The sequence below is a fragment of the Bradyrhizobium rifense genome, assembly GCF_008123425.1.
Taxonomy (GTDB): Bacteria; Pseudomonadota; Alphaproteobacteria; order Rhizobiales; family Xanthobacteraceae; genus Bradyrhizobium; species Bradyrhizobium rifense.
Genome location: NZ_VSSS01000042.1, coordinates 228,816 through 255,596, shown reverse-complemented (window position 1 = coordinate 255,596; position 26,781 = coordinate 228,816). Strand labels below are relative to the sequence as shown.

Sequence of the window (26,781 nt, the reverse complement as noted above, 5' to 3'; positions counted from 1 at the left end):
CAAGGAGACGATGATGACAGACCCTCACGTCGCAAGCCACGAGCAGGAGGTAGAAGGGCGACCGTCTACCGGCTTGCTGTCGCGGATCAATGCCGTCGTCGCTCGGCTCGGCATGTATCTGTCCGTGACCGGCCTGCTCGTCATCGTCACCATCGTGTTCTACCAGGTGTTCGGACGTTACGTGCTCAATTCCAGTCCGACCTGGACCGAGAACCTCGCACTGGTGCTGATCCTGTACGTCACGCTGATCGGCGCCGCTGTCGGCGTCCGCGATGCCGGACATATCGGCATGGACAGTTTGCTGGTGATGCTTCCGGATCATATACGCGAGAAGATCGAGCTCGTGATCCACGTCCTGGTGGCGATCTTCGGCGTTGCGATGGTCTACAACGGCTGGATCCTCGGCGCGTCGGTCGGGACCGTGAAGATCCCCAATCTCGGCCTGCCCGAGGTCGTCCGCTACGTGCCGCTGATCGCCTCCGGTGTTCTGATCGTCTCCTTTTCAATCGAGCACATCATTGCTCTCCTGCGTGGCGAAGAGGTCGTCCCATCATGGAACTGATTATTCTCGGCGCCACCTTCTTCGGCTTCCTGGTTCTCGGCGTACCTGTCGCCTTCGCGATCGGGCTGTCGGCAATTTGCACCATCCTTTACGAAGGCCTGCCGGTCGCCGTCATCTTCCAGCAGATGATGTCGGGCATGAACATCTTCTCGTTCCTGGCGATTCCGTTCTTCGTCTTCAGCGGTGAGCTGATGCTGCATGGCGGCGTTGCCGACAAGATCGTGCAGCTCGCCAAGAATCTCGTCGGCCACATCCGCGGCGGCCTCGGCATGTCGAACGTGGTCGCCTGCACGCTGTTCGGTGGCGTCTCCGGCTCGCCGGTGGCTGACGTCTCCGCGATGGGCGCGGTGATGATCCCGATGATGAAAAAGGAAGGGTTCGACACCGACTACGCGGTCAACGTCACCACCCATGCCTCGCTGGTTGGAGCGCTGATGCCGACCAGCCACAACATGATCATCTATGCGCTCGCGGCCGGTGGCAAGGTCTCGATCGGCGCACTGATCGCCGCCGGCCTCCTGCCAGCGATGGTGCTGATGGTGTGCATGCTGGTCGCGGCTTACGCCGTCGCGGTGAAGCGCGGTTATCCGGCCGGCAAGTTCCCGGGCTGGGCCGAAGTGTTTCGCTCGTTCGCGGCCGCGCTGCCGGGCCTGCTGATCGTCGGCATCATCCTGGCCGGCATTCTGTCCGGTGTCTTCACGGCCACTGAATCCGCGGCCGTCGCGGTTACCTACACGATCCTGTTGACGTTCTTCATCTACCGCACCATGACCTTGCCGAACTTCCTGCGCGCCGCAGCGAAGGCGGTGAAGACGACGGGCGTGGTGCTGCTGCTGATCGGCGTCTCCACCATGTTCCAGTATCTGATGGGGCTCTACGAGGTGGCCGACTTCGCCGGCGATCTGATGAGCAAGGTCTCCTCGCAACCCTGGATCATCTTCCTGCTCATCAACGTCATCCTGTTCTTGCTCGGCACGTTCATGGACATGGCGGCGACCATCCTGATCTGCACCCCGATCTTCCTGCCGATCGCGATGAAGGCGGGCATGGATCCGGTGCAGTTCGGCATGCTGATGCTGATCAACTGCGCGCTCGGGCTGAACACCCCGCCGGTCGGCACGACGCAGTTCGTCGGTTGCGCCATCGGCGGCATCTCGGTCGGCGCGGTGATGCGCACCATCATGCCGTTCTACGCCGCCCTGATCGCGGCGCTGATGTTCGTGACCTACGTTCCTGCCTTCTCGCTGTGGCTGCCCCGTCTCCTGATGGGATACAAGGGATAGCTGTCGTGCGTTCGCCGGCATTGGCCGGCGAACCGCCCTTGCGATAGTTTGCGTCACAGCAACAGGGAGAATCTGTCCGTGACTGACTATCGCAAGCTCTTCGACCTCACCGGCAAGACGGCCGTGGTGCTCGGTGCCGCATCGGGCATCGGCAAATCGTCGGCCGAAGCGCTGGCCGGGCTCGGTGCCCGCGTCGTCTGCGCCGATCGTGCGCTTGACGCGGCAGAGGCGACGGCCGCGGGCATCCGCGACAAGGGCGGCTGGGCCGAGGCGGCCGCGTGCGACGCCGCGAGTGCTACCGACGTCAACGCGCTCGCCAAAACCGTGATGCAGAAATTCTCGCGGCTCGACATCGCGGTGACGACGCCCGGGCTCAACATCCGCAAGACCATCCTCGACTACACCGAGGAGGATCTCGACCGCGTCCTGAACCTCAACGTCAAGGGCACGGTCTGGTTCTTCCAGGCTTTCGGCCGCATCATGGTCGAGCAGAAGGGCGGCAGCATCATCGCCTGCTCGTCGGTGCGTGCGGTGACCATCGAGCCGGGCCTCGGCGTCTACGGCTCGACCAAGGCGGCGATCGGCCTCCTGGTGAAGGGCTTTGCCTCCGAGGTCGGCCATGCCGGGGTGCGCGTCAATGCGGTCGCCCCGAGCATCGTGGAGACCGCGCTGACCAGCCCGTTCAAGCAGTGGCCCGACATCTACAATCTCTACGCCGGCCACACCGTGTTCAACCGCTGGAGCAGCGCCGACGAAGTTGCGACCGCCGTTGCCTATCTCGCCTCGGATGCCGCGAGCTATGTCAGCGGCAGCACGCTGTTTGTCGATGGTGGCTGGACCGGGGTCGACGGTCCGCCGACCGGTCTCACCCAGCTGCACACATAAGGTTCGCATCTAGGCGGCAAAGCCCACGCGCTGGCGCAGCTCCCTGTGATCTGCGTCGGTCAGCAGTGCAATCAGCGCGGCGGCTTCGTTCGGATGCGTCGCTTGCGTGGTCACGGCGGCCGTATACATCGTCACCAGCTCGCAGCCCGGCGGCAGCGAACCCGATAGCGCGATGCCGTCGGTCGCGATGATCTCGGTCGCCTGCGTGCATCCGATCGGCCGCGTCGCGGTGGACGACGCCAGCTCACGCATCGCTGTCGCGCCGTTTGGAAAGATCTTCAGGCGCGACGTGACCTCATAGGCGATGCCGAGTTGATCCAGCACTTTTGCCACGTGCTGGCCCGCGGTCGACGCCTTGGTGTCGGGAACGTAGATGGCGTCCGCGGACCGCAGCACGTCGCGCAGATCCGCCTCCGTCTTCACGGTCACCCTGGGATCGCGGCTGCGGACCGCCAGCGCGGTCTCGACCCGGCCGACATCGGCGATCGAGGAGGGGACGACAAGCTTCTCTGCGGCAAGCTTTGCAAGCAGGGCCTGCGTCAGGATGACGAGATCGGCCGGCGTGCTCGCGCGCAGCTTGTCCGCCATCACTCCGACCGCGCCAAATTCGCCGTCGATGCCGAAGCCGGTCTTCGCCTTGAAGGCCTCGCTGAGGCCGCGCACCAGGCCTTGCGCCGCGCCGCCGCTCAAAATGTTCACTGTGGTCACGATGCAAGCTCCATGGCTGCGATGATTTTGTCGCGTGTGATCGGCAGGTCGCGGAGACGCACGCCGAGGCAATCATAGACGGCATTGGCGATCGCCGCCGTCACCGGCCCGTGCGCGGCTTCGCCCGCGCCGACCGGATCTATCTCCGGCCGCGGGATGATCTCGACATCCACTGCTGGCACCTCGCTGAAGGTCAGGATCGGATAGTCCGCCCACGAGGTCGATGTGATGCGCGTGCGGTCAAAATGGACGCGCTCCTTCAATACCCAGCTCGTCGCCTGAATCGCGCCGCCCTCGATCTGGTTGATAACGCCGTCCGGATTGATGGCCTCGCCGACGTCGATCGCAAGCGTCAGCCGCCTCACGCGGACCTCGTCGGTGCCTTCGATCTCGGCAATCGCGGCGCAATAGGCGCCGGTGTTCTTGTAGCGGGCAAAGCCTGTGCCATGGCCGATGCCGGATCGCTTCTCGGGCTTCCACGCCGCACGTCGCGCCGCTGCGCGGATGACCTCGCGTGCCCGCTCGTCGCGGAGGTGCCGCAGGCGAAACGCGATCGGGTCTTCGCCGCGCAGGGCGGCGATTTCGTCGAGCAGGGATTCGATTGCGAACACGTTACCCTGCGCGCCGAGGGTCCGCAGCGCCGAGGTGCGCACCGGCATGGTCAGCAGGCGATGGCTCGTAATCGTCCAGGCCGGGAGATCGTAGAGTGGAACGGAGTTGCGGTCGCCACCGCCGCCATTGGCGGCAGACGGATTGGTCGAGATCATGCGCGGATAGGGATTTGCGATCTCGCTCGCCGCGAGCAGAGCGGGCTGCGCCGCACGCCCGGGCCGCGCCGCGTGGCCGTTGCTCCAGATCGCATGGCGCCAGCCAACGATCTCGTGATCCGCATCGAGGTCGGCCTCGATCTCGATGGCCATCGCGGCGCCGAACGGCGCGTGGGACATTTCGTCGTGGCGCGACCATTGCACCCGCACCGGGCGGCCGCCGGCAGCTTTCGCCAGCAGCACGGCATCGAGCGCGACATCGTCGGCCGCATTGTGCCCGTAGCAGCCGGCGCCCTCCATATGCTCGACGACGATGTCTTCGACCGGCAGCTTGAGCACGATCGCGAGATCGGCGCGAAGCAGATAGACGCCTTGGCTATGCGTCCAGACATGGACCCGGTCGCCATCCCATCGCGCCATCGCACAGGACGGCGCAATGGAGCCGTGTGCGATATAGGGGCGAGTGTATTGCCGGCGCAGTGTGCGCGTAGCCTTTGTCGTCGCCGCTGCTTTGGTGTCGATGACGGTGGTCTCGACCGGCTGGCTTCTCAGGAAGCCGGCCAGATCGTTTTCATCCGGCAGCGCCTCGCCGGCCGACCATGTTGCGCCCTTACGCAACGCTTTCAGCGCGGCTTCCGCCGCGGCCTCGCTGTCGGCGACGACGCCCGCAAAGCCGCCGTCGCGGACGATCGCGACGAGCCCGGAAACGGCGCGCGCGGCTCCTTGGTCGAGCGCGATCAGCCTTGCGCCAGAGACGTCCAGCCGTAGCACGCGTCCGTGCACCAATCCCTGCAGCGCATGATCATGGATGAAGCGCGGCCGCGCGAACACCTTGTCGGGAATATCCACGCGCTGCACCGAATGCCCGGCGATGCTGCGTGTGGCTGAGGACTTCGCCACAATGCCCGCAATGGCATCGTGATCGAGCGAGACGTCGCCAGCCAGCTCCCAATAGCTGGTCCTGACATTGCCGGGACCCGAGATCGTGCCGTCCTCGACAGCGAGCAGCGCTGCGTCGACGCCGAGGCGTTCCGACGCTGCCGCGAGGAAACGCTGGCGTGCCTCGGCGCAGGCGTGGCGCAGTGCGCGGCCGGACTGCTGGATCGACAGGCTGCCGGATGTGACACCCTCATTCGGGCTCGCAGCCGTCGAGGCGCGGATCATCTCGATGCGGCCGATCTCGACGTCGAGCTCGTCCGCCGCGATCTGCGCCAGCGCCGTGACGATACCCTGGCCGATTTCGACCTTGCCGGGCGAGATCGCCACGCGGCCTTCGCCGGTGAACTTCACCCAGGACGACAGTCTTGGATTGGCTGCGAGGCTGACCGGCAGTTTCGGGGCAGGGGACAGCGCACTCATGACGTCGCCATCTCCGATGCCGCCCGCAGTACGGCGCGGACCATGCGGTTGTGCGATCCACAGCGGCACAAATTGCGATCGAGAGCCGCTCTGACCTCGGCTTCCGATGGCGATGGATTGCGCTCCAGCAGCGCCGCCGCGCTGATCAGGATTCCCGAGACGCAGTAGCCGCATTGCATGGCCTGTTCGGAGATGAAGGCGCGTTGCAGCGGATGCGGTTGCTCGGCCGTGCCGAGGCCCTCCAGTGTGACGATTTGCTTGTCCGCCACCGACCACATCGGCATGTCGCAGGACGCCATCGCGCGGTCGCCAACCATCACGTAACAGGCGCCGCATTCACCGGCCCCGCAGCCGAAATGGGGACTGGTGGTGCCGAGCCGGCCACGCAGCACGTCGAGCAGCGCTTGATCGGGATCGGCATCCACCGCCACCGTCGCGCCGTTGAGCTGGAATCGAATGGTGGGCATAACAGGTCAGGCCTCAGGATTTGTCGAACTTCTTGACGACGTCGGCCCATTTCGCGATGTCGCCCCGCAGGAACTTGTCGAATTCTTCCGGCGTCATCGACATGGGCACGGCACCCTGCTCGGTCCAGAGTTTGACGATGTCCGGCCGCTTCACCATCGCGTTCACGGCTGAATTGAGCTTGTCGATGACGGGCTTTGGCGTGCCCACTGGGGCCATCAGGCCGAGCCAGATCGTCGCCTCATAGCCGGGAACGCCGGCCTCGCCGGCAGTCGGCACATTGGCCAGCACCGCGGAACGCTGCTGACCGGTGGTCGCGAGTGCGCGGACCTGGTTCTCTCCGATGTTCGGCGCCATCGCGGGCACCGCGTCGATCATCATCTGCACCTGGCCACCGATCACGCCGCTGCGTGCCTCGCCGCTGTTGCGATAGGGGACATGGATGATTTCGATACCGGCCATCGCTTTGAACAGCTCGCCGGCCATGTGATATGGCGTGCCCTGGCCGGAAGAGGCGTAGTTCAATTTGCCCGGCTGCGCCTTGGCGAGCGCGATGAATTCCTGCAGTGTCTTCGCCGGAATTTGCGGGTTCACCACGATGACGAGATCGGAATAGTTCACCGGCGCGATCGGTGCGAGGTCGCGCATCAGATCGTATTTGCGTTGCTCCGGCGTCAGCAGCGATTCGTTCGCGGTCTGGGTGTTGGACATCATCAGCAAGGTATAGCCATCGGCCGGCGACTTTGCCGCCTCGACGGTGCCGATGACACCACCGGCGCCGGTGCGGTTCTCGACCACGAAGGGCTGGCCAAACCGCTCCTGGAGTGCGTTGCCGATCAGCCGGGCCGCGACGTCGGCCGGCCCGCCGGCGCCGAAGGGCACGACAATGCGGACCGCGTGCGCGGGATAGCCTTGTGCCAAAGACGGAGTTACGGAGAAAGCGGTGAGCAGGCCGGCGGCCAGCGCCAGCATCAATTGTCGGGCCGTCACACCCACCTCCCTGGACTCGTTTTTGTTGGCCGGCACTGTAGCGGCCGCGGGCGCAGACTGTCGACGCCTCACAAAGTCGATTTCGGCCGGAATATCGGGCCGTTTTCGGTGTGGCCGTGGCGCATTTCGCGGTCGCGGGAGGAACGAGCCAGGCGCATGGCTTGAGCATTTTGCATGGGCACTGCCGGATAAATGCCCTCGGCTGCCCGGTAGTTTGGTGTTACGAAATTGGTCATGAACCAGCACGCCAAGATCGAGATCCGCCACTCCACCTGTCCGCACGATTGCCCGTCGGCCTGCGCACTCGATGTCGAGGTGGTCGAGGGCCGCAGCATCGGCCGCGTCCGCGGTTCGAAAAAGCAGAGCTACACGGCTGGTGTGGTCTGCGCCAAGGTCGCTCGCTACGCCGAGCGCATCCACCATCCGGAGCGGCTGACATTTCCGATGCGCCGAACGGGTGCGAAAGGCTCCGGCCAGTTCGCGCGGATTGCTTGGGACGAGGCGCTCGACGAGATCGCCGATCGCTTCAACCAGGCCGAGCGCGAGTTCGGCGCGGAATCGATCTGGCCATACTACTACGCCGGCACGATGGGGCTGGTGATGCGCGACGGCCTCAACCGCCTCACGCATGTGAAAAAATATTCGCGCTTCTACCAGACCATCTGCGCCAATGTCGGGCGCATCGGCTTTGCGATCGGCACCGGCAAGATCGCGGGCGCCGATCCGCGCGAGATGGCGCTCTCCGACCTCGTCGTGATCTGGGGCACCAACCCCGTCAACACGCAGGTCAACGTGATGACGCATGCCGCGCGCGCGCGGAAGGAGCGCGGCGCCAAAATCGCGGCGGTCGACATCTACGACAACGAGACGATGAAGCAGGCTGATATCAAGATCCTGCTGCGACCCGGCACCGACGGCGCCTTCGCCTGTGGCGTGATGCATGTTCTCTTCCGCGACGGCTATGCCGACCGCGCCTATATGGACAAGTACACTGATTGCCCTGCCGAGCTCGAGGCGCATCTGCAGACACGCACGCCGGAATGGGCGTCCGCGATTTGCGGCGTGCCGGTGGCGGAGCTTGAGGCCTTTGCCAAGGCCGTCGGCGAGACCAAGCGGACCTTCTTCCGGCTCGGCTACGGTTTTACCCGCTCGCGCAACGGCGCGACGCAGATGCATGCCGCGAACTGCATTCCCGCGGTGACCGGCGCCTGGCAGTACGAGGGCGGCGGCGCCTTCTTCAACAATTACGCGCTGTGGCATTTCAATGAAGCCGTCATCGAAGGCCATGATGCACTCGACAAGTCGATCCGCGCGCTCGACCAGTCGCAGATCGGCCGCATCCTCACCGGCGATGCCGAGGCCCTGCTGGGCAAGGGTCCGGTCAAGGCGATGCTGATTCAGAACACCAACCCGATGACGGTCGCGCCGGAGCAGGCGCTGGTGCGGCAAGGCTTTGCGCGCGAGGATCTGTTCGTCGCGGTGCACGAGCAGTTCATGACCGAGACGGCGCAGATGGCCGACATCGTGCTGCCGGCGACCATGTTCATGGAGCATGATGACCTCTATTACGGCGGCGGCCACCAGCACATCTCGGTGGGGCCGAAGCTGATCGATCCGCCCGGTGAATGCCGCTCCAACCATCAGGTGTTGCAGGCGCTGGCGCCGCGGCTTGGCGCGAAGCATCGCGGTTTCGACATGACGCCGCGCGAATTGATCGACGCGACGCTGAAGCTCAGCGATCACGGCGACATCGCCGGTCTCGAGGCCGACCTCTGGCGCGACCTGCAACCGGACTTCCGCACCTCGCATTATCTCGATGGCTTTGCTCATTCCGACAAAAAGTTTCACTTCAAGGCCGATTGGGCGCATCCGCCGTTCGGCCAAATGATGGGCGACTTCGACAAGATGCCATCGCTGCCGGACCATTGGGCGGTGATCGAGCACGCCGATCAGGCCCATCCGTTCCGGCTCGCGACCAGCCCCTCGCGCAGCTTCCTAAACACCACCTTCAACGAGACCCCGTCCTCGCAGGCGCGCGAGGGCAAGGCGAGCGTAATGATCCATCCGCTGGACGCGGCTGCACTCGACATCGCCGACGGCGACGTGGTGACGCTCGGCAACACCCGCGGCGAGACCACGCTGATTGCCGCACTGTTCGAGGGCGTGCGGCGCGGCGTGCTGATTGCGGAATCCGTGCATCCGAACAAGAATCATATTGGCGGCCACGGCATCAACATGCTGACGGGAGCCGAAGCGGTCGCTCCGATCGGCGGCGCCGCGTTCCACGACAACAAGGTCTGGATCAAGAAAGCGGCTGCGGCTTGAGCCGCGCTCGCTCTTCGATCGCGCGCAAATTTGCGTCGAGGCGCTAAAGCCGCGCCGCGTGATAGATTGCGCTTGCACCTCGCACCCGAGCTGCCGCAAATGGCTGCAAAGCGGGAGCAAGGACAGAGCGTCATGACCGACACCACAGGCGTCATAACCGAGAAGCGCGGGCAGGCGTTTTGGATCACGATCAACCGGCCGGAGAAGCGCAACGCGCTGAACGGCGACGTGATCGCCGGCATAACACGCGGCTATCGCGACGCGCACGATGACAAGGACGTCCGCATCATCGTGCTGACCGGTGCGGGCGACAAGGCGTTTTGCGCCGGCGCGGACTTGCAGAATTCCGGTGCGGCTTTTGCGATGGATCATTCCAGGCCGAATGTCGATTATGCCGATCTGTTGCGTCTGTCGCAGAATGCGACCAAGCCGGCGATTGCGCGGGTCGGCGGTGTCTGCATGGCAGGCGGCATGGGGCTTCTTTGCATGACCGATATGGCGGTTGCTGCCGATCATGTCGTCTTCGGCCTGCCGGAGGTGAAGGTCGGGGTGTTTCCGATGCAGGTATTGAGCCTGTTGCAGGAGATCGCACCGCGACGCCTCGTCAACGAATGGGCGCTCACCGGCGAGCCGTTTGATGCGAAAGCCGCGCGGGCAGCAGGCCTGCTCAACTACGTCGTGCCGACAGCCGAGCTCGACGCCAAGGTCGACTGGCTGATCGGGCGCATCGTCGACAAATCCCCGACCGCGATCCGCCGCGGCAAATACGCGATGCGCGCCATCGCTTCGATGTCGTTCGACGAGAGCATTGCCTACACCGAAAGCCAGATCGCCCTGCTCGCGATGACGGAAGACGCCAAGGAAGGGCTGAAGGCGTTCGGCGAGAAGAGGAGGCCTTGTGGACCGGAAGATAGCCGGCCACGTCAGCGCATGGTTTCGATGCTGCGGTTGCCGACGCACCTCTATTCAAAGAGACGATCGGTGTTCAGTCGAATAAGGAGTGATCTCGACCGCTCCTCCCGACGCTTCTTTGCGGCTTTGATTAGCTGCGTGCCGGTGCGTTTGGCGTAGGTCGGCAGTTGGCGGCTCGATCTATGGCGGCCCGCGGCGCGCAACTCTGCATCCGTAAGATCGCTGTCGGCGCCTTCGGTAAATCCTCCGTGGCGGAAGGAAGTAAAGGAAAGTTCCTGACGAAGGCCGGCCTCGGCAATGATCTTCTTTACCACGCTACGCAGATAGCGCAGGTCCTTGCGTGGTGTGATCCACGGAAGCGGGGTCGCCGACCGACGATGAGCATGGTCTCGCCTGAATACTAAGCCCGGGAGCGACGTCTTTCTAATCTCGTCGAGCTCATCCATAAGTTCAGGAAAAAGAGGAGCGCCCGTTTCGTCTGACAGCGGCCACCAGGCTTCTTCTCCATTCTTTGGATGCACAATCCTGACACTATTTGGCCGCTCGCTAGGGCGATAGTGCGAGATGTCGAAGGCGCCGATTGCCAACCAGCCACTCTACAAGCTTTGGGGCGGCGGTAACGGCAACGACTACGTCACGCCATATTCGAGCCATTTCTTGTTGGAGACCCCGAAGTCGCGCGCGGCCGTGGCCGCCAGATTGAAATCACAGGGCTGGCGAGCCATGAAGGTCAAGGCGCACTACAAGACATTGAACGAGGACATTGCTCTTTGCGAAGAAATCCGCAAACAGGCCGGCGACGATTTCACGATTATGGTAGATGCGAACAAGGCAGGGCTACGCATTCCGGCACTAAGCCCGACCTATGTTCCTTGGGATTACCGCCGTGCCTATGAAACGGCCAAGGCTTACGAGCAGCTAAATGTGTTTTGGCTGGAGGAGCCACTGCCGCGTTTTGACCTCGAGCATTTGTCTATGCTTCAGAAGTCGACTGTAGTGAATCTCGCGGGCGGCGAAGAGAACCAAGGTCTCAATGAGTTCAAGGATTACATCGACTGCGATTGCTATCGTGTGCTTCAGCCTGAGGTGAACATCACCGGACCTCTCGAGGTGCGAAAAATCCTGGTCATGGCCGAGGCTTCCGGCCGTGTGGTCTGCAATCATCTTGGCGACGGCCGTTTCGGTACGATTCTGAATATGCATTTGTCCGGCAGCGCTACAAATTATCCCTGGGTCGAAATGGCGAACGAGCAACCCATTGGCGGATATGAGAGTAGCTACGCAATCTTCGAAAATCCACCGATCGTGCGCGCGGATGGAACGATCAAACTGCCGGACGGGCCGGGAATTGGCATGACCGTTCGCAAAGAGCTCTTTACTGATGAAGCCACGCCGGATCGCGCCATCGGAGGCGGGTGATGTCGAGGCGTGCCTGGGGTGCTGCCGGACGAATTGTCGGCGGACACCGCTGCTCGCGCTGCTGGGGGCGGAGCTGCAACGGGGCGGGGTGCCAACGAGGAGATTGTCGCCCCGGACAAGCCGTAGAAGCTCAGGCACTGCTCTGGTGATGAAAATCATCGACGCCCAGGAATTGTGAAACAGGAGGTCAAATGGATAGACGGGATTTCGGGCGTGCTTTGTTGGCAGGAGCCGCCAGCACCGCAGTTATGGGGCAGGGGGGTACCGTTGTGGCCGCGACGTCGACGGGGCCGACGATTGATGCGCCCTACCGGGTCATGCCGGATCTTCCCGTCAAGCGCAACGACGGCATCCGCATGGGAGGCGACTACCATAGCATCGCCGGGACATCCATCACCGATTCGAGGAGCCTCGCTTACTTCAAACGGTTCAACGCAATCCATATAACGTGCCGGGCCCCGAGCGCGCTGTCGAAGGAAGAGCTGAAGTCCTTTCCGCAATTTGGCTCTTTCCTCGATGCCGATGGTCCCTGGGATGGCGATGGCCTGAAGCGGATGCAGGACGACTGCCAGAAGGCCGGGATGATTCTGGAAGGCGTGAGGATGGATTCGGTCTACATCATCATGAAACCCGGGCCGGAGCGGGAACGCTATCTGGACATCATTCGGGAGAATATCCGAAAGGCCTCAGCCGCAGGGATATCGCTCATCAGTTATCATTGGACGATGATACCGATCCGTCGAAACGCTAAAGTTCTCGGACGCGGCGGATCGACATATGAAGCGTTCAAACTGGAGCCGAATTATTCCGACCTTCCGCCTACTGCCGCCTCGGGACGGGTTTCATTGGAGGACTATTGGTCCAGGATCGCCGATTTCCTGAATGGAGTGGTGCCTCTGGCGCGCGAGATGAAGGTCAAGCTCGCTTGCCACCCCTATGACCCGGGAGGGCTGCCACTCGGCTATCAAGGCGTCGACAATTGGGACGCCGTCGATTACGTCGCAGCGCTGAAGAAGTATGAGCTGCTTCATGACGACGTCTATAACGGCTTCACCTATGATACCGGCGTGGCTGGAGAATCGCTCGATGATCCGAACTCGCAACTGGGCATTCTGCGCTACCTGTCCGAGCGCGGAAAAATCGCTCAGGTCCATTTCCGCAACGTAAGGGGGCATCGCAACGACTTTGTGGAAGTTTATCACGACGAGGGAGATGTGAAGCTGCTCGATTGCCTGCGCGTCTTGCGGGACACAGGCTGGACTGGAACTCTGCTACCTGATCATTCGCCGGTGCACCCGGACGATCCGAAGAAACTCGAAGGATTCGCCTTCGCATACGGATACATCGAGGGCTTGCTTGGAGCCGCGAAGGATGAGGCGATGAGAGCGACGCAATCATAAACCTTCGGAACAGTGACGTCGGATGAGACGAGGGCAACGAAGTGCACCAATTCGTCGTACTAGCTAGGTAACTCTTCCCGCAAGATACTGTGGATCGATGTGCAATTGACGCCCAATCAGTGCCGCGGATTGGCTCTGAGGCAGGCAATGCGATCTGACGCGATTTTGGTGCCGCCCTATTTTGCGCCGAGTAATCTGGCTTGGAGCAGATTGTCACGTTGAAGGAGCTACGGCGACTTGTGCTCATGGTGCGGGTGAGGCCGTTGCACAGTGAAGGCGAGCATTATTCGTCACAAGGAACGATCAACACGGCGTCATTCCCTATGTACCGGCGATCGCGGTCGCAGCGCGTTCGGCGATCAGGATCGTCGGCGTCTGGATGTTACCGGAGATCATGATCGGGATCGCGGAGGCGTCGGCGACACGAAGTCCTTCGAGGCCAGCACCTTGAAGCTCCTCGGGTCGACCACGGCCATTTTGTCGTTACCCATGCGGCAGGTCGAGGCTGCGTGGTACAGCGTCGTGCAATGGCCGCGCACGTAGTCGGCGATCTCGGCATCGCTCGTCGCTTCCGCGCTCGGCGTGATCTCGCCTTCGATCAATTCCTTCAGTTACGTCCAGACGATCAGCCCGGGTGAGCTCAACCTGATGACGGCCGGGCGGGGCATCGTTCATTCCGAGCGAAGCGGCGATCTGGTGCGCGCAACCGGGGGGGACGGTTTTCGGTTAGGCTCGGAACAAACCCAAGGCCCTTTCGGTCGTGGGTGTGGAAGACTCAGGCCTACCGATAGCGGCGCAATATGAGGACCGAGCAAAAATTAGCCGAACAGCAATCGGACGCCCAAGTACACAAGGCCCAAATCAAACGTCGCCCCGCAGAGGAAAATTATGAGCGCATAAAGCGGTGCGGCGGTTGAGAGCTCGTCCATAGAGTCAGTATGCCTACGCGTCCGGCCGATTGCCAATCCGCCGATCCTAGCACCCGAGCTACTGCGCGTCGTGGGCGTGGGAAAAGCAAACCGTTCACGCTGGCGGGCCTATTTGGACATGGTGTGTGGTCACTTTCTCGATTAAGCTTCTCTGTACCGGGGGCGAGCATTATGTTATTTTTCTCAAATCATAGCGATCCCGCAAACAGCGTGAGCCGGGCCAATTGGATGACCTCAGTGGCAAGACGGCCGATTTCTTGTACAAATGCGACGCGCTCTACAGCCCGAAGGATGAGATCTCGGTTCGATGAAACGACCCGGCGATCGGCATCGACTGGGGCCTCGCAGATCCCTCGCTGTCGCCCAAGGATGCCGATGCGCCCTTGCTCGCAGGTGTGAAGCATTTACGGAGAGATCTGACATGAAGATTCTTCTGACAGGCACTGCGGGGCAGGTGGGCGGAGCTTTGCTTCCGCTGCTCCAGGGACGCGCTGATATTGTTGCGCCGGAGCTGGAAGAGTTCGATCTGTCGCGGCCGGATGAGCTTGCCGGCAAGCTGGATTCGATCAAGCCGGACCTGATCATCAATCCCGCGGCTTATACCGCTGTTGATCGTGCGGAAGACGAGCGAGAGCTCGCGTTTCGGATTAACGCGGAATCTCCCAGGGCAATCGCCCAGTGGGCGGCGCGCCGCGGCGTGCCGCTGGTACATTTTTCGACGGACTATGTCTTCGACGGCTCCGGCGAAAGTCCCTGGCGCGAGGACAGCACGCCGGCGCCGCTCTCGGTCTACGGCCAAAGCAAGCTCGCCGGCGACAAGGCCATTGCCGAGGCCGGCGCTTTGCATGTGATCGCGCGCACGTCCTGGGTATACGCTGCAACCGGTGCGAATTTCCTCAAGACAATCGTGCGCCTCGCCGGAGAGCGCGAGCAGTTGCGGATCGTCGCTGACCAGATTGGTGCGCCGACGACAGCCAATGCGATTTCGCAAGCGGTGGTTGCGATGCTGCCGCGGAGCGCCGACGACCTTCGAAAGACGTTCGAGCAGCGAAGCGGTGTCGTCAATCTGGTCTGCGCGGGCGAGACCAGCTGGCACGGCTTTGCGACTGCGATCGTTGCCGGGTTGCAGTCGAGGGGCGCCAAATTCGCCGTGAAGGAAATCGTTCCGATCCGATCGGACGAATTTCCGGTCAAGGCGAAGCGGCCCTCCAATTCTCGCCTTGATCTCACGCGGCTGCGCGAGCGGTTCGGCATTACGCCGCCGAGCTGGCAGCAGGCGCTCGATCGCGAGCTGGATGCGCTCAAGGCGACGATCTGAACGCCGGTTCGCATCTGAGCACAACGTTCCGCGGCCTTTAAACTTTGTTACCATCCAGGGCCCATTTTCCGGTTTGGTGCCTCGAACCGGAAAGTGCACGCATGTTTCAGCTCTTCTTGCGGGCCCGCACACACAATTTCCTGAAAGACCGCTTCGGCGGAGAGCAGACGTTCCGTGCCCGCTCGCCCGAGCGCGACGCCGACACCGATCGCACGCGTATCGAAGCCATCATGGTCGCGATCGAGGATGCGCTGCATGCGGCGGAGCGTGAGCAATCGTGTATAGCGCAATTTCAAATTCACCTCGTGCAAGTTCAAATGTCACTCCCGGTTTGGGGTAATGGACCCGCTTTGAAGCCCCGGCGAACCCCTCGACCAACTGGCCTCGGCCGGTGCCCAGTCAGAAAAGCGAGGCGCGGGACTGTCTCGATCAGGGATTGCAGTGCGAGGCCTCGCTAGCTAAAACTTTGGCACGGCGCTCTCTTCCAGAAAGTGCTGTCGACAATATGAGCCGGGAGAGCCATGCGGTCTTTGACGCTTCCACAATCCGCCGGGGTGTTTTTTGCCCTGCTCGCCATCTATTTCCCGGTCGCGCTCTATCTGAATTACAGCTACGTCCCGAAGCTGGACCTGCCAAAGGTCGCGGCGTTGATCGGCCCGTTCCGCAAGCTCGACAACACCGCGTACCAAGCCCTGATGCCGGCGCTCGACGGGTTCGGAGATTTCGAGAGCTTCCCAACCCGATCGACCGCCAAGCTTTTTGAAGACGGTCGCCCGCTTGGTCCGGCGCATAGTCCGCAGAAGGTCGTCGACGGCAGCTATTCGCATCATCGCGGCACCGGCATCATCTTCTCGGCCAGCGACAATAGCGACCCCAACACCAACGGGCGCACGTACTTTGTGACGTGGCAGTGAGCACAGCCAAGATCCGGCTAGATGATTAATTCTAAACTGGAGATTCCGTGTCCCAAGTGCCGGCGCCCGTGACTTTATTGCCGGTGTTGTAGAGGTTCGGATAGCGCCGTCCGAAGGATCCGAGATGCTTCCAGACATAGCGCGAACCGCCGACATTAAAGCGGTTGTCTCGGACAGTCGCATAGAGGGGATTGTCGTCGATTACACTATTGGCCGTCGTGCTGATGTTCTCCGCAAATAACCGCATTCAGCACGGTGCCCATGTCCCCGGCCAGGTCGACGAACGCTCGAGCGCTGACGTCATCCAGCTTGAGCCCTGGGTGGTGGCGATTTCTTCCATGTAGTTGCCGACGACGCGCGGATTGGTCCCACCTCTCACTTTGATGAAGCTGGGCCCCGATGATCGTGTTGTCGCTGAACGTCAGCTGATCATCACCAGGCGAAGCTGATGGTGCACAACCAGTTGACGGCCGCTCAGATCGAAATGGGAGACCTTCATGCGGCAACGGCTATATGGAGAATTTGCAAATGGCTCACTTGGTTATAATCGGCTCTCGGGACGGCCTGGTGATCAATTTGGATCAGGTCACCCAAATGTCCTTCGACGGTGCCACGACAACAGTCTTCTTCAGCGACAGCAGGGTCGCGCATGTGCCCGGCGTCACTCTGCAGGCAGTCGCCCAACTCCCGCAACCGAAACCTGAAGCGGCCTTTCGAACTCGAACTCGAATCCGGGCATTCGCGCGGAGGAGTCCGAGTTCGCGCGCGGCGTCTGATCGCAGCTAAGGCGTTGCGGGACAAATGTTTAGCGCAGATTTGCGTGAGCAGAGAACTCGGACTCGGAACCTGGAATCCGAGACGGGGTGACTAGAAACGCGCCGCCGCCGCAGGGTGACATCTGAACTTGCGCGCCGTCTGCGCGCCAGTTCGCGCCAAGGGCCGCCCAAGCCCCTGCATTCCAATCACTTCCCGCCGTTTCCCGGATAATCCCGGCTGATGCCGGGAGGTGTCATATGAAACTGCGCGTCACAAATCGGGGCTGAATCGCCAGGTGGAAGACGGCGCACGCGGCAGTGACGATCGGCAACGGCAATGACGAATATCTCGAGCGCGAAGCGCTGGACAATCACCATCGACAAGGAAATCCTGAACAGCCAGCGCAGGCTCAAGGAGCTCAGCGCCTCGATCGCCCATTTCAAATTCCTGAAGGCCGCGACGCTTAGCCGGTTCCCGGAATACCGGCCGACAGCCAGACCAATTTACGCCTCGGACCCCGTGGCGCGCGCTTTGGACGTGGACTTCAGACGGCTGACACAAGCCAACGGCATCGCGCCGCTGGGCTCACCTAGCTCGGGGGCGGCATCAGTGACGAATACTACCCCGCGTTCGCCTTCAACACCGCCGCCTGGATGCCGGCCACCGCGCAGGCCTCGTCGTTATCAGACGTATCGCCGGAGATGCCGACGGCGCCGAGCAGGGTGGTGCCGTCCATGATCAGCACGCCGCCGGGGACCGGCACCAGCGCGCCTTTTGCAATCGTGTTCACGGCGTCGATGAAATAGGGCTGCTCCTGTGCCCGCTGAAACAGCGCGCGCGAACCCAGGCCCATGGCGAGCGCGCCATAGGCCTTGCCGTGGGCGATCTCGGCGCGCATCAGGCTGGTGCCGTCCTGCGCGGCTGCGATCTTGAGCACGCCGCGGGCATCGAGGACGGTGACGACGAGCGGCTTGAGCTTCAGCTCAGTCGCCTTCGCGAATGCGGCGTCGAGGATTTTTCGGGCGGTGTCGAGCGTGAGGTCAGTCATGGTTGGATTCCTTTACAGCGGTTGACCTGGAATTGGTTGTGGCGCGGTCGAGGCTCATCGCGAGCACGCGGGCGACGTGAAGCGCCTCGCGTTGCGCGCCGTCGTGGATCTGGTGGCGGCAGGAGGTGCCGTCGGCGACGACGAGTGTGGCCTGATCAGCGTTGCGCACGGCAGGCAGCAGGGACAGCTCGGCCATCTCGATCGAGGTATCATAGGTGTCGGCGCCATACCCAAAAGCACCCGCCATGCCGCAGCAGCTCGACTCGATGGTCTTGACCTCAAGGCCCGGGACGAGCCTCAGCACCTGCTCGACCGGCCTAAAGGCACCGAAGGATTTTTGATGGCAATGGCCGTGGACGACGGCTTTGTCGGCGACGTTGCCGAGCGGCAATTGCAGCCGGCCGGCCTCGGCCTCGCGCACGAGAAACTCCTCAAAGGTCAGCGCATGGGCGCCGACGGCCTTGGCATCATCGTCCTTTCGCAGCGAGGGGAGCTCGTCGCGGAGCGTCAAGAGGCAACTCGGCTCGAGGCCTATGATCGGCACGCCGCGCGCCGCAAAGGGCGCGAAAGCGGTGACGAGCCGGTCGAGCTCGGACCTGGCTTCATCGACGAGACCGGCGGAGAGGAAGGTGCGGCCGCAGCAGAGCGGGCGGCTGCCGCTTGCGGGTTTGGGCATATGGACGCGATAACCACCTGCCGCGAGCACGCGCAGTGCGGCCTCGAGATTCTCGCGCTCATAGATGCGATTGAAAGTGTCGGCGAAGAGAACGACCTCCCGGCCGGTCTCCGGACCGACGCTGTCGGCCGGCGGCACGAAGACGTCGCTCCGGAAGGCGGGTAGCGCCCGGCGCGCGCTGATGCCGGCAAAGCGCTCGAACAGCTTTCGCAGCAGCGGGCTGCTGTTGCGCAAATTCGCCAGCGGTGCAAAGCGTGACGCGAGACCGGCGTAACGCGGGAGATGGCCCACCAGGCGATCGCGCAGGGTCAGGCCGTGGGAGGTTGCGCGCGCGGCCAGCACCTCGATCTTCATCTTGGCCATGTCGACGCCGGTCGGGCATTCGTGGCGGCAGGCCTTGCAGGAGACGCAGAGTTTCAGGGTCTCCATCATCTCGTCGGAGGCAAGCGCATCGGGGCCGAGCTGGCCGGAGATCGCAAGCCGTAGCGTATTGGCGCGGCCGCGCGTGACGTCCTTCTCGTTGCGCGTGGCGCGATAGGACGGGCACATCACGCCGCCTTCGAGCTTGCGGCAAGCGCCGTTGTTGTTGCACATCTCGACCGCGCCCTGGAAACCACCGCCGGCGCCAGGATAAGCCGACCAGTCGAGTTTCGTCTTGAGGTCGTTGACGCGATAATCCGGCTTGAAGCGGAACAGAGAGCGATCGTCCATCTTCGGGGCGTCGACAATCTTGCCGGGATTGAGCACGCCATCGGGATCGAAGCGGTGCTTCACCTCTCGGAAGTCGGCGACGAGGCGCTCGCCGAACATGCTCTCGTGGAATTCGGAGCGCACCAAGCCGTCGCCGTGCTCGCCAGAATGCGAGCCCTTGTATTCGCGCACCAGCGCGAAGGCTTCCTCGGCGATGGCGCGCATCGCCTTGACGTCTTTTTCGAGCTTGAGGTTCAGCACGGGGCGCACATGCAGGCAGCCTTCGGAGGCGTGCGCGTACATTGTGCCGCTGGTGCCGTGCCTGGCAAACACGTCGTTCAGCCGCTGGGTGTAGTCGGCGAGATGCGGCAGCGGCACGGCGCAGTCCTCGACGAAAGAGACCGGCTTGCCCTCCTGCTTCATCGACATCATGACGTTGAGGCCGGCGGCACGAAAATCGGCGATGCCGCTTTGGAGGGCGGACTCGGTGATCTCGACCACGCCGCCCCATTTGCGGGTGTCGTTATTCCAGCCGAAGCCGAGATCGCCCATCAGCTCGCCGAGCTGCTTCAACCGCAATAGATTGTCGGCCTGGACTTCTTCCGCGAACTCGACCACCAGCACGGCATCCGGATCGCCCTTGATCGCCGCATTGATGATCGGCTTGAACATCGCGATATCGCGGCCGAGCGCGATCATGGTGCGGTCGACCAGTTCGACCGCGATCGGCTTCAGCTTGACCAGATGCTGGGCCGCATCCATCGCCTCGTAGAAGTTGCCGAAATGGCAGACGCCCAGCGCCTTGTTGCGGATGACGGGCCACAGCTTCAGCTCGACCTTGGTGGTGAAGGCGAGGGTACCCTCGGAGCCGACCAGGAGATGCGCCATGTTGTTGCGCGCATTGCGCGGCGTCAGCGCATCGAGATTGTACCCGCCGACCCTGCGCTGCACTTTTGGAAAGCGCGCGGCGATCTCGTCGGCCTCGCGGGAGCCGAGATCGAGCATGTCGCGGAACAGGGCGCGCATGCTGTCGCCGGCATCGAGATCGGAGAGGTCGCGCGAGACCTCGCCAAAACGGCTCAGCGTGCCGTCGGCAAGCGAAGCCTCCAGCGACAGCGTGTTGTCGCGCATGGTGCCGTAGCGCAAGCTACGGCCGCCGCAAGAGTTGTTGCCGGCCATGCCGCCGATGGTGGCGCGGGACGCCGTCGAGACATCGACCGGAAACCACAGGCCGTGTTTTTTGAGCTGGCGGTTGAGATCGTCGAGCACGATGCCGGGCTCGACCACGCAGGTCCGGCCTTCGACGTCCAGCGACAGGATGCGGTTGAGGTGCTTTGAGAGATCGACCACGAGCCCGTCATTGACGGTCTGGCCGCATTGAGAGGTGCCCCCGCCGCGCGGGGTGACCTTCACGCCTTCGTCGCGGGCGATCGCCAGGGCCCGGAGCGCCTCGTCCATGGTCTTGGGGACGACCACGCCGGATGGCACGATCTGGTAGAACGAGGCATCGGTGGCGTAGCGGCCGCGGCTGAAACCGTCGAACAGGACGTCGCCGGTCATGTCCGCACGCAGGCGCCGTTCGAGCGAGGAGGCGTTTGTCATCCCTGGTCCCGGAAGTGATCCAACGCGGCACCGGGCCGGGTTGGAGTATTCATTATTGTTTCTGACCGATTGTATTATGAATTCAAAATTAGCAAGCCGGCTGCCTGTTAGGGCGCTGCCGGCGCGTCCTCTTCGGGCTCGGCCAGATGCTCGATCGCGGCCATCCGCTTGTTGCGCAGATGCTGGAACAGGATGTCGCTGAGCTCGCTTGCGGCGCGGCGGCGCAGGGCGTCCAGGATCGCCTCGTGCTCGCGCATCGCCTCCGCCCAGCGCTGCCGCTTGCGGGCGAAATTGGCGGAGTAGCGGACGCGGCGGATCCGTCCCGCGAAATTGGCGTAGGCGGTCTTCAGCGTCTCATTCCGTGCGGCCGCGACGATGCTCTCGTGGATGCGCTGGTTGGCCTGGAAATAGCCGTGCATGTCGCGACGCAGGTAATGGCCGTACATTTCGTAATGCAGCTGCTCGATCGCGGTGATTTCCTCGTCCGTAATGGCTTCGCAGGCAAGGCGCCCGGCGAGACTCTCAAGTCCGGCCATCACGTCGAACAGCTCCTCCAGGTCGCGCTGGCTGAGCTGGCGGATGCGGGCGCCGCGGTTGGGCAGCAGCTCGATCAGGCCCTCGGCCGCGAGCACCTTTAGCGCTTCGCGCAAGGGTGTCCGGGAGATTCCGAGCATCTCGCAAAGCTGCCGCTCGGGAACGCGAGCGCCGTCGGGAATGTTGCCCTCCACGACGTAGTCGCGCAGCCGCAGCAGGATCTCGCCATGGAGCGAGGCCTCATGACGGCTTTCCTGGCGGTCGCCGCCATTTGTGGCCGGTGGGGCGATCGGGACCCCGGTGTCGGGAATCGTGGATTTCATTTGCAGCACAATAGTTTGCTCGATTAACCGCGTCGACGTCCACAAGCGAATACCAAATTTCAATTGAAATGACAAAAAATGAATGCAAAATAGCGACCGGGCCGGCCAGAATCCATTGCGAGGGAGGTTTTCATGCATCAGGGGCGCCATTTCCTTCAGATTCCGGGCCCGAGCCCGGTCCCCGAGCGCGTCCTGCGCGCCATGGATATGCCGGTGATCGATCACCGCAGCGCCGAATTCGGCGAGCTTGGCCGCACCGTGCTCGAAGGCAGCCAAAGGATTTTCCAGACCAAGGGTCCGGTCATCATATTCCCCTCGTCGGGGACGGGGGCCTGGGAGGCTGCGATCGTCAACACGTTGTCGCCGGGCGACAAGGTGCTGATGGTCGAGACCGGCCATTTCGCCACGCTGTGGCGGCAGATGGCGGGGCGCTTCGGCATCGAGGTCGATTTCGTGCCGGGCGACTGGCGTCGTGGCGCCGACCCGGCCGAGGTCGAGGCAAAACTCACCGAGGACAAGGCGCGTGCGATCAAGGCCGTGATGGTCGTGCACAACGAGACCTCGACCGGTGCGACCAGCCGCATCGCCGAGATCCGCGCCGCGATCGACCGCGCCGCGCATCCGGCGCTGCTGATGGTCGACACCATCTCCTCACTCGGCTCGGTCGACTACCGCCACGACGAATGGAAGGTCGATGTCAGCGTCAGTTGCTCGCAGAAGGGATTCATGTTGCCGCCCGGTCTCGGCTTCAACGCGATCTCGGAGAAGGCGCGCGCGGCTGCGAAGACCAACAAGATGCCGCGCTCCTATTTCGACTGGGAGGAGATGCTCAAGCCGAACGCCAACGGCTTCTTCCCCTACACGCCGGCGACCAATTTGCTCTACGGCCTGCGCGAGGCGATCGCGATGCTGCTCGAAGAGGGGCTCGACAACGTTTTCGCACGGCATCAGCGGCTCGCAGCTGCGACGCGCGCTGCCGTCAATCATTGGGGGCTCGAAGTGCTGTGCCAGGAGCCGTCGGAATTCTCGCCGGTGCTGACTGCGGTGCTGATGCCGCCCGGCCATGACGCCGACCAGTTCCGCAAGATCGTGCTCGAGAATTACAACATGTCGCTCGGCTCGGGCCTCTCCAAGGTCGCCGGAAAGGTGTTCCGCATCGGCCATCTCGGCGAATGCAATGCGCTGACGCTGCTCGGCGCGCTCACCGGCGTGGAGATGGGCCTGTCGGTCGCCGGAGTGCCGCACCGCTCCGGCGGCGTCGACGTCGCGATGAAGCTGCTGGAGCAGCGCCCGCAGGGCAATGCATCGCCGCATCTGAAAGTGGTCGGCACCTAGAATTGCGCGGGGACACGCAAGGCCAATCATAAAAAGCGATCTGGAGGGGTGGAGATGGGAATTCGGTTCAAGGCGACGCATGTCGTGCTGGCGATGCTCTGCGCAATGTATTTCATCACCTATGTCGACCGGGTGAACATCGGCACCGCGGCGAGCGAGATCCAGAAGGAGCTCGCTCTCTCCAACACCCAGCTCGGCCTCGTCTTCTCCGCCTTCGCCTATCCCTATCTGCTGTTCCAGGTGATCGGCGGCTGGGTCGGTGATCGCTTCGGGCCGCGCAAGACGCTGTTCTGGTGCGGCATGATCTGGGCGGCCGCCACCATCTCGACCGGTTTCGTCAACGGTCTTGGCGCATTGTTCGTCGCGCGCTTCGCGCTCGGCTTCGGCGAGGGCGCAACGTTCCCGACCGCGACGCGCGCGATGCAATATTGGACGCCGGCCAACCGCCGCGGTTTTGCGCAAGGCCTGACCCATTCCTTTGCCCGGCTCGGCAATGCCGTGACGCCGCCGGTGGTGGCGCTCCTGATCCTCTGGCTGACCTGGCGCGGCGCCTTCGTCGTGCTCGGCTTTGTCAGCCTGATCTGGGGCGTGATCTGGGTCTGGTACTTCCGCAACGAGCCGAAGGAGCACGCCTCCATCACGGAAGCCGAGCTCGCCGCGCTGCCGCCGCGGCCGACCGGCGAGAGGCCGCGCGTGCCCTGGGGACCGCTGCTGGGACGGATGTGGCCGGTGACCCTGACCTATTTCTGCTACGGCTGGTGCCTGTGGCTCTATCTCAACTGGCTGCCGCTGTTTTTCAAGAACAACTACAATCTCGACATCAAGAACTCGGCGCTGTTCGCCTCCGGCGTCTTCTTCGCCGGCGTGATCGGCGACAGCGTCGGCGGCGTGATCTCGGACAAGATCCTCGACCGCACCGGCACTGTCCGCCTGGCGCGGCTCAGCGTCACCGTTGCGGGATTTGCGGGGGCGCTGCTCTCGCTGTTCCCAATCCTGTTCGTCCACGACATCACGATCGTCGCGCTGTGCCTGTCGGCCGGCTTCTTCTGCGCCGAACTGGTGATCGGCCCGATGTGGTCGATCCCGATGGACATTGCCCCGAAATATTCCGGGACCGCGTCGGGCCTCATGAACACCGGCTCGGCCTTTGCCGCCATCGTCTCCCCGCTGGTTGCGGGCTTCGTGATCGATGCGACCGGAAACTGGTACCTGCCGTTCCTGATGTCGATGGGGCTGCTGCTGCTCGGCGGCGTCTCGGCCTTCCTGATGCACCCGGAACGTCCGTTTACCGAGGCCGAAGGGCGCCTGCCATCGGGTAAGGTGGTGGCCGCCGAGTAGGGCGGAGGGGCCCCCGGTTATGCATGGGAGGAGCCCTTTGGAGAGGGGACAAGCCGGTCAAATGGTGCTATTCGGCGGCCATCAAAACAAGGCTAGACCGGGAAGGACGCCTATGACCGTGCATACTGGAAGGCATTTTCTCCAGATTCCAGGACCGACCAACGTGCCCGACCGCGTGCTGCGGGCGATGGACATGCCGACGCTGGACCATCGCGGTCCGGAGTTCGCCGAGCTCGGTTTCGCGGTCCTGGCCTCGATGCAGCGGGTGTTTCGCACCAAGCAGCCCGTGATCATCTTCCCTTCGTCCGGCACCGGCGCCTGGGAAGCGGCCATGGTCAACGTGTTCGCGCCCGGCGACAAGGTCTTGATGTGCGAGACCGGCCAGTTCGCCGTGCTGTGGCGCGGCATCGCCGAAAAATTCAAGATCGACGTCGACTTCATCCCGAGCGACTGGCGCCATGGCGCCGACCTCGCCGAGATCGAGAAGCGCCTTAGCGCCGACAAGCAGCACGCAATCAAGGCGGTCTGCGTCGTCCATAACGAGACCTCGACCGGCTGCGTGACGCCGCCGCTCGACGTGCGCAAGCTGCTCGACCGCGTCAAACATCCGGCGCTGCTGATGGTCGACACCATCTCCGGCCTCGGCTCGATGGAATACGAGCACGACGCCTGGGGCATCGACGTCTCGGTCGCCGGCTCCCAGAAGGGCCTGATGCTGCCGCCGGGTCTCAGCTTCAATGCCGTCTCGGAGAAGGCGCTCGCAGTGGCGAAGGCCAACCCCGGCATGCGCTCCTATTGGGACTGGCAGGAAGTGATCAGCTTCAACAAGCTCGGCACCTTCCCCTATACGCCCGCGACCAATCTGCTCTACGGCCTGCGTGAAGCGGTCAAGATGCTGGAAGAAGAGGGGCTGGAGAACGTCTGGACCCGCCACAAGCGCCACAGCGCCGCGACGCGTGCCGCCGCCAAGGTCTGGGGCCTCGAGACACAGTGCGTCGATCCGGCCGCGCATTCGCCGGCGCTGACCGGCTTGCGCGTGCCTGACGGCCACGACGCCGATGCCTTCCGCAAGGTGGTGCTGGAAAACTTCGACATGTCGCTCGGCACTGGCCTGAACAAGGTCAAGGGCAAGGTGTTCCGCATTGGCCATATCGGCCATTTCAACGATCTGATGCTGATGGGCACGCTCGCCGGCGTCGAGATGGGCCTGGATCTTGCAAAGATTCCGCACCGGAGCGGCGGCGTGCTGGCGGCCATGGACGTCCTGAAGGGACGCGATGTGGTGCCGATGGCCAAGGCTCAGGTGGCTTGAACTAATCTGGAAAGTGAGCGCGCGATGAACGCACCGTCGACGACCAACGAAGACCTGCTCTACTCCGTCACGGACGGCATCGCGCGGATCACCTTCAACCGCCCGCAGGCGCGCAACGCCATGACCTTCGCCATGTATGACCGCATGGCGGAGATCTGCCTGGAGATCAACGCCGATCGTTCGATCAAGGCGCTGATCCTCACCGGCGCCGGCGACAAGGCGTTTGCCTCCGGCACCGACATCTCGCAATTCCGCGCCTTCAAGACGCCGCAGGATGCACTCGACTACGAGGCGCGGATCGACCGCGTGCTCGGCACGCTCGAGCAGTGCCGCGTGCCCGTGATCGCGGCCATCGCGGGCGCCTGCACCGGTGGCGGCGCCGGCATCGCCGCCTGCTGCGATCTGCGCATCGGCACCGAGACGACGCGCATGGGATTTCCGATCGCACGCACGCTCGGCAACTGCCTGTCGATGTCGAACATCAGCCGCATCGTCTCGCTGGTCGGACCTGCCCGCACCAAGGATATGATCTTCAAGGCGCGGCTGGTCGAGGCGCAGGAAGCGCTGTCACTTGGCCTGCTCACCGAAATCGTGCCTGATGTCGAGACGCTGCAGCGCCGCGCCGACGAGACTGCAAAGCTGGTCGCGAGCCATGCTCCGCTCACGCTCGAAACGACGAAGGAAGCGGTGCGCCGCATCCGCCCCACGCTGTCGCGCGAACAGGGCGAGGACCTGATCCTCAAGGCCTATATGAGCGAAGACTTTCGCGAGGGCATGGACGCCTTCCTCAACAAGCGCACGCCGAACTGGAAGGGCAAGTAGCGCACACTGCGTCAGCCGAAAGTCATATGCGGCGTAATGTCCGCCTGCTTGAACTCGCGCGCTTTAGTCCGCACTATGCGTCGATCAATTTCCCGGCGTCACAAAGCCA

The 26,781-nt window shown here is 63.1% G+C and carries 25 protein-coding genes and 3 pseudogenes; 14 read left to right on the top strand and 14 right to left on the bottom strand.

What is annotated here, in order from left to right:
* Nucleotides 1–13: 13 nt before the first annotated feature.
* From FXB40_RS28170 to FXB40_RS28160, 3 genes are all read left to right on the top strand, one after another.
* Nucleotides 14–562 (top strand): TRAP transporter small permease, encoded by a 549-nt coding sequence (locus FXB40_RS28170; protein WP_148775379.1) that lies wholly within the window; start codon nucleotides 14–16, stop codon nucleotides 560–562.
* Nucleotides 553–1,845 (top strand): TRAP transporter large permease, encoded by a 1,293-nt coding sequence (locus tag FXB40_RS28165; protein ID WP_148775378.1) that lies wholly within the window; start codon nucleotides 553–555, stop codon nucleotides 1,843–1,845. The genes FXB40_RS28170 and FXB40_RS28165 overlap by 10 nt, the downstream gene beginning before the upstream one ends.
* 78 nt (nucleotides 1,846–1,923) lie before the next feature.
* Nucleotides 1,924–2,730 carry an SDR family NAD(P)-dependent oxidoreductase gene (locus FXB40_RS28160; RefSeq protein WP_148775377.1) on the top strand — a complete coding sequence of 269 codons (807 nt, stop codon included), beginning with the start codon at nucleotides 1,924–1,926 and terminating at the stop codon, nucleotides 2,728–2,730.
* A gap of 9 nt (nucleotides 2,731–2,739) precedes the next feature.
* Here FXB40_RS28160 and FXB40_RS28155 read toward each other — a convergent pair whose 3' ends face one another.
* The 5 genes from FXB40_RS28155 to FXB40_RS48170 all read right to left on the bottom strand — a co-directional run bounded on the left by FXB40_RS28155 (nucleotide 2,740) and on the right by FXB40_RS48170 (nucleotide 7,255).
* Nucleotides 2,740–3,438, bottom strand: coding sequence for a molybdate ABC transporter substrate-binding protein (locus FXB40_RS28155; RefSeq protein ID WP_148775376.1), 699 nt, complete (start codon nucleotides 3,436–3,438; stop codon nucleotides 2,740–2,742).
* The gene (locus FXB40_RS28150) at nucleotides 3,435–5,564 is read right to left on the bottom strand and encodes a xanthine dehydrogenase family protein molybdopterin-binding subunit (protein WP_148775375.1); all 2,130 of its coding nucleotides are present in this window, start codon (nucleotides 5,562–5,564) and stop codon (nucleotides 3,435–3,437) included. The genes FXB40_RS28155 and FXB40_RS28150 overlap by 4 nt, the downstream gene beginning before the upstream one ends.
* Complete coding sequence (locus tag FXB40_RS28145; RefSeq protein ID WP_148775374.1) at nucleotides 5,561–6,031, bottom strand: (2Fe-2S)-binding protein; 471 nt, start codon at nucleotides 6,029–6,031, stop codon at nucleotides 5,561–5,563. Before FXB40_RS28145 ends, FXB40_RS28150 begins: the two co-directional genes overlap by 4 nt.
* Before the next feature lie 13 nt (nucleotides 6,032–6,044).
* Complete coding sequence (locus tag FXB40_RS28140; protein ID WP_187437198.1) at nucleotides 6,045–7,001, bottom strand: tripartite tricarboxylate transporter substrate binding protein; 957 nt, start codon at nucleotides 6,999–7,001, stop codon at nucleotides 6,045–6,047.
* Nucleotides 7,002–7,087: 86 nt separating this feature from the next.
* Entirely contained in the window at nucleotides 7,088–7,255 is a 168-nt protein-coding gene (locus tag FXB40_RS48170) for a hypothetical protein (protein ID WP_187437194.1), read from the bottom strand.
* Between FXB40_RS48170 and FXB40_RS28135 the strand changes: the two genes are divergently transcribed.
* Together FXB40_RS28135 and FXB40_RS28130 are read left to right on the top strand one after the other, a co-directional pair.
* Nucleotides 7,254–9,344 (top strand): molybdopterin oxidoreductase family protein, encoded by a 2,091-nt coding sequence (locus FXB40_RS28135; protein WP_148775372.1) that lies wholly within the window; start codon nucleotides 7,254–7,256, stop codon nucleotides 9,342–9,344. The genes FXB40_RS48170 and FXB40_RS28135 overlap by 2 nt on opposite strands.
* A gap of 132 nt (nucleotides 9,345–9,476) precedes the next feature.
* Nucleotides 9,477–10,258 (top strand): annotated as a pseudogene (locus FXB40_RS28130) (enoyl-CoA hydratase/isomerase family protein).
* A gap of 48 nt (nucleotides 10,259–10,306) precedes the next feature.
* Here FXB40_RS28130 and FXB40_RS28125 read toward each other — a convergent pair.
* The gene (locus FXB40_RS28125) at nucleotides 10,307–10,843 is read right to left on the bottom strand and encodes a hypothetical protein (protein ID WP_148775371.1); all 537 of its coding nucleotides are present in this window, start codon (nucleotides 10,841–10,843) and stop codon (nucleotides 10,307–10,309) included.
* Here FXB40_RS28125 and FXB40_RS28120 point away from each other — a divergent pair.
* Together FXB40_RS28120 and FXB40_RS28115 are read left to right on the top strand one after the other, a co-directional pair.
* Nucleotides 10,821–11,675: a mandelate racemase/muconate lactonizing enzyme family protein gene (locus FXB40_RS28120; protein ID WP_148775370.1), complete on the top strand. Its 855-nt coding sequence runs from the start codon at nucleotides 10,821–10,823 to the stop codon at nucleotides 11,673–11,675. The genes FXB40_RS28125 and FXB40_RS28120 overlap by 23 nt on opposite strands.
* A gap of 191 nt (nucleotides 11,676–11,866) precedes the next feature.
* Complete coding sequence (locus FXB40_RS28115; RefSeq protein ID WP_148775369.1) at nucleotides 11,867–13,075, top strand: mannonate dehydratase; 1,209 nt, start codon at nucleotides 11,867–11,869, stop codon at nucleotides 13,073–13,075.
* A gap of 321 nt (nucleotides 13,076–13,396) precedes the next feature.
* Here FXB40_RS28115 and FXB40_RS50525 read toward each other — a convergent pair.
* A pseudogene (locus tag FXB40_RS50525) lies at nucleotides 13,397–13,483 on the bottom strand (hypothetical protein); the annotation flags it as partial.
* Complete coding sequence (locus tag FXB40_RS50520) at nucleotides 13,468–13,614, bottom strand: GMC oxidoreductase (RefSeq protein WP_430648165.1); 147 nt, start codon at nucleotides 13,612–13,614, stop codon at nucleotides 13,468–13,470. The gene FXB40_RS50520 and the pseudogene FXB40_RS50525, both read right to left, overlap by 16 nt.
* Before the next feature lie 76 nt (nucleotides 13,615–13,690).
* On the opposite strand from FXB40_RS50520, the pseudogene FXB40_RS49400 reads away from it, so the two are divergent.
* Both FXB40_RS49400 and rfbD read left to right on the top strand, forming a co-directional pair.
* Nucleotides 13,691–13,786 (top strand): annotated as a pseudogene (locus FXB40_RS49400) (pirin family protein); the annotation flags it as partial.
* 639 nt (nucleotides 13,787–14,425) lie between these two features.
* Complete coding sequence (gene rfbD, locus FXB40_RS28095) at nucleotides 14,426–15,322, top strand: dTDP-4-dehydrorhamnose reductase (RefSeq protein ID WP_148775367.1); 897 nt, start codon at nucleotides 14,426–14,428, stop codon at nucleotides 15,320–15,322.
* A 47-nt stretch (nucleotides 15,323–15,369) separates the two neighbouring features.
* On the opposite strand, the gene FXB40_RS28090 is transcribed toward rfbD, so the two are convergent.
* Entirely contained in the window at nucleotides 15,370–15,639 is a 270-nt protein-coding gene (locus FXB40_RS28090) for a hypothetical protein (protein WP_187437193.1), read from the bottom strand.
* A gap of 204 nt (nucleotides 15,640–15,843) precedes the next feature.
* Between FXB40_RS28090 and FXB40_RS28085 the strand changes: the two genes are divergently transcribed.
* Entirely contained in the window at nucleotides 15,844–16,236 is a 393-nt protein-coding gene (locus FXB40_RS28085) for a hypothetical protein (RefSeq protein WP_148775366.1), read from the top strand.
* 31 nt (nucleotides 16,237–16,267) lie between these two features.
* Here FXB40_RS28085 and FXB40_RS28080 read toward each other — a convergent pair whose 3' ends face one another.
* The 5 genes from FXB40_RS28080 to FXB40_RS28060 all read right to left on the bottom strand — a co-directional run bounded on the left by FXB40_RS28080 (nucleotide 16,268) and on the right by FXB40_RS28060 (nucleotide 21,865).
* Entirely contained in the window at nucleotides 16,268–16,483 is a 216-nt protein-coding gene (locus tag FXB40_RS28080; protein ID WP_148775365.1) for a hypothetical protein, read from the bottom strand.
* 715 nt (nucleotides 16,484–17,198) lie between these two features.
* Entirely contained in the window at nucleotides 17,199–17,435 is a 237-nt protein-coding gene (locus FXB40_RS50515) for a hypothetical protein (protein ID WP_187437192.1), read from the bottom strand.
* 176 nt (nucleotides 17,436–17,611) lie between these two features.
* Nucleotides 17,612–18,040 carry a GlcG/HbpS family heme-binding protein gene (locus FXB40_RS28070; RefSeq protein WP_148775364.1) on the bottom strand — a complete coding sequence of 143 codons (429 nt, stop codon included), beginning with the start codon at nucleotides 18,038–18,040 and terminating at the stop codon, nucleotides 17,612–17,614.
* Nucleotides 18,033–21,008, bottom strand: a complete 2,976-nt coding sequence (locus FXB40_RS28065) for an FAD-binding and (Fe-S)-binding domain-containing protein (RefSeq protein WP_148775363.1) — start codon at nucleotides 21,006–21,008, stop codon at nucleotides 18,033–18,035. The genes FXB40_RS28070 and FXB40_RS28065 overlap by 8 nt, the downstream gene beginning before the upstream one ends.
* A 107-nt stretch (nucleotides 21,009–21,115) precedes the next feature.
* Nucleotides 21,116–21,865 (bottom strand): GntR family transcriptional regulator, encoded by a 750-nt coding sequence (locus FXB40_RS28060; protein ID WP_187437191.1) that lies wholly within the window; start codon nucleotides 21,863–21,865, stop codon nucleotides 21,116–21,118.
* A 132-nt stretch (nucleotides 21,866–21,997) separates the two neighbouring features.
* On the opposite strand from FXB40_RS28060, the gene FXB40_RS28055 reads away from it, so the two are divergent.
* The 4 genes from FXB40_RS28055 (at nucleotide 21,998) to FXB40_RS28040 (ending at nucleotide 26,672) form a co-directional block, all read left to right on the top strand.
* Nucleotides 21,998–23,200, top strand: coding sequence for a pyridoxal-phosphate-dependent aminotransferase family protein (locus FXB40_RS28055; protein WP_148775361.1), 1,203 nt, complete (start codon nucleotides 21,998–22,000; stop codon nucleotides 23,198–23,200).
* 54 nt (nucleotides 23,201–23,254) lie between these two features.
* The gene (locus FXB40_RS28050; protein WP_148775360.1) at nucleotides 23,255–24,538 is read left to right on the top strand and encodes an MFS transporter; all 1,284 of its coding nucleotides are present in this window, start codon (nucleotides 23,255–23,257) and stop codon (nucleotides 24,536–24,538) included.
* 112 nt (nucleotides 24,539–24,650) lie between these two features.
* Nucleotides 24,651–25,850 (top strand): pyridoxal-phosphate-dependent aminotransferase family protein, encoded by a 1,200-nt coding sequence (locus tag FXB40_RS28045; RefSeq protein WP_148775359.1) that lies wholly within the window; start codon nucleotides 24,651–24,653, stop codon nucleotides 25,848–25,850.
* A 24-nt stretch (nucleotides 25,851–25,874) separates the two neighbouring features.
* Nucleotides 25,875–26,672: an enoyl-CoA hydratase/isomerase family protein gene (locus FXB40_RS28040; protein ID WP_148775358.1), complete on the top strand. Its 798-nt coding sequence runs from the start codon at nucleotides 25,875–25,877 to the stop codon at nucleotides 26,670–26,672.
* Nucleotides 26,673–26,781: the final 109 nt, after the last annotated feature.

Coding starts and splice junctions, on each gene's coding strand:
- FXB40_RS28170 (WP_148775379.1), top strand. CDS start 14: ATGACAGACCCTCACGTCGCAAGCCACGAGCAGGAGGTAGAAGGGCGA.
- FXB40_RS28165 (WP_148775378.1), top strand. CDS start 553: ATGGAACTGATTATTCTCGGCGCCACCTTCTTCGGCTTCCTGGTTCTC.
- FXB40_RS28150 (WP_148775375.1), bottom strand. CDS start 5,564: ATGAGTGCGCTGTCCCCTGCCCCGAAACTGCCGGTCAGCCTCGCAGCC.
- FXB40_RS28145 (WP_148775374.1), bottom strand. CDS start 6,031: ATGCCCACCATTCGATTCCAGCTCAACGGCGCGACGGTGGCGGTGGAT.
- FXB40_RS28140 (WP_187437198.1), bottom strand. CDS start 7,001: ATGCTGGCGCTGGCCGCCGGCCTGCTCACCGCTTTCTCCGTAACTCCG.
- FXB40_RS28135 (WP_148775372.1), top strand. CDS start 7,254: ATGAACCAGCACGCCAAGATCGAGATCCGCCACTCCACCTGTCCGCAC.
- FXB40_RS48170 (WP_187437194.1), bottom strand. CDS start 7,255: ATGACCAATTTCGTAACACCAAACTACCGGGCAGCCGAGGGCATTTAT.
- FXB40_RS28120 (WP_148775370.1), top strand. CDS start 10,821: ATGTCGAAGGCGCCGATTGCCAACCAGCCACTCTACAAGCTTTGGGGC.
- FXB40_RS28115 (WP_148775369.1), top strand. CDS start 11,867: ATGGATAGACGGGATTTCGGGCGTGCTTTGTTGGCAGGAGCCGCCAGC.
- rfbD (WP_148775367.1), top strand. CDS start 14,426: ATGAAGATTCTTCTGACAGGCACTGCGGGGCAGGTGGGCGGAGCTTTG.
- FXB40_RS28085 (WP_148775366.1), top strand. CDS start 15,844: ATGCGGTCTTTGACGCTTCCACAATCCGCCGGGGTGTTTTTTGCCCTG.
- FXB40_RS28080 (WP_148775365.1), bottom strand. CDS start 16,483: ATGCGGTTATTTGCGGAGAACATCAGCACGACGGCCAATAGTGTAATC.
- FXB40_RS28070 (WP_148775364.1), bottom strand. CDS start 18,040: ATGACTGACCTCACGCTCGACACCGCCCGAAAAATCCTCGACGCCGCA.
- FXB40_RS28065 (WP_148775363.1), bottom strand. CDS start 21,008: ATGACAAACGCCTCCTCGCTCGAACGGCGCCTGCGTGCGGACATGACC.
- FXB40_RS28060 (WP_187437191.1), bottom strand. CDS start 21,865: ATGAAATCCACGATTCCCGACACCGGGGTCCCGATCGCCCCACCGGCC.
- FXB40_RS28055 (WP_148775361.1), top strand. CDS start 21,998: ATGCATCAGGGGCGCCATTTCCTTCAGATTCCGGGCCCGAGCCCGGTC.
- FXB40_RS28050 (WP_148775360.1), top strand. CDS start 23,255: ATGGGAATTCGGTTCAAGGCGACGCATGTCGTGCTGGCGATGCTCTGC.
- FXB40_RS28045 (WP_148775359.1), top strand. CDS start 24,651: ATGACCGTGCATACTGGAAGGCATTTTCTCCAGATTCCAGGACCGACC.
- FXB40_RS28040 (WP_148775358.1), top strand. CDS start 25,875: ATGAACGCACCGTCGACGACCAACGAAGACCTGCTCTACTCCGTCACG.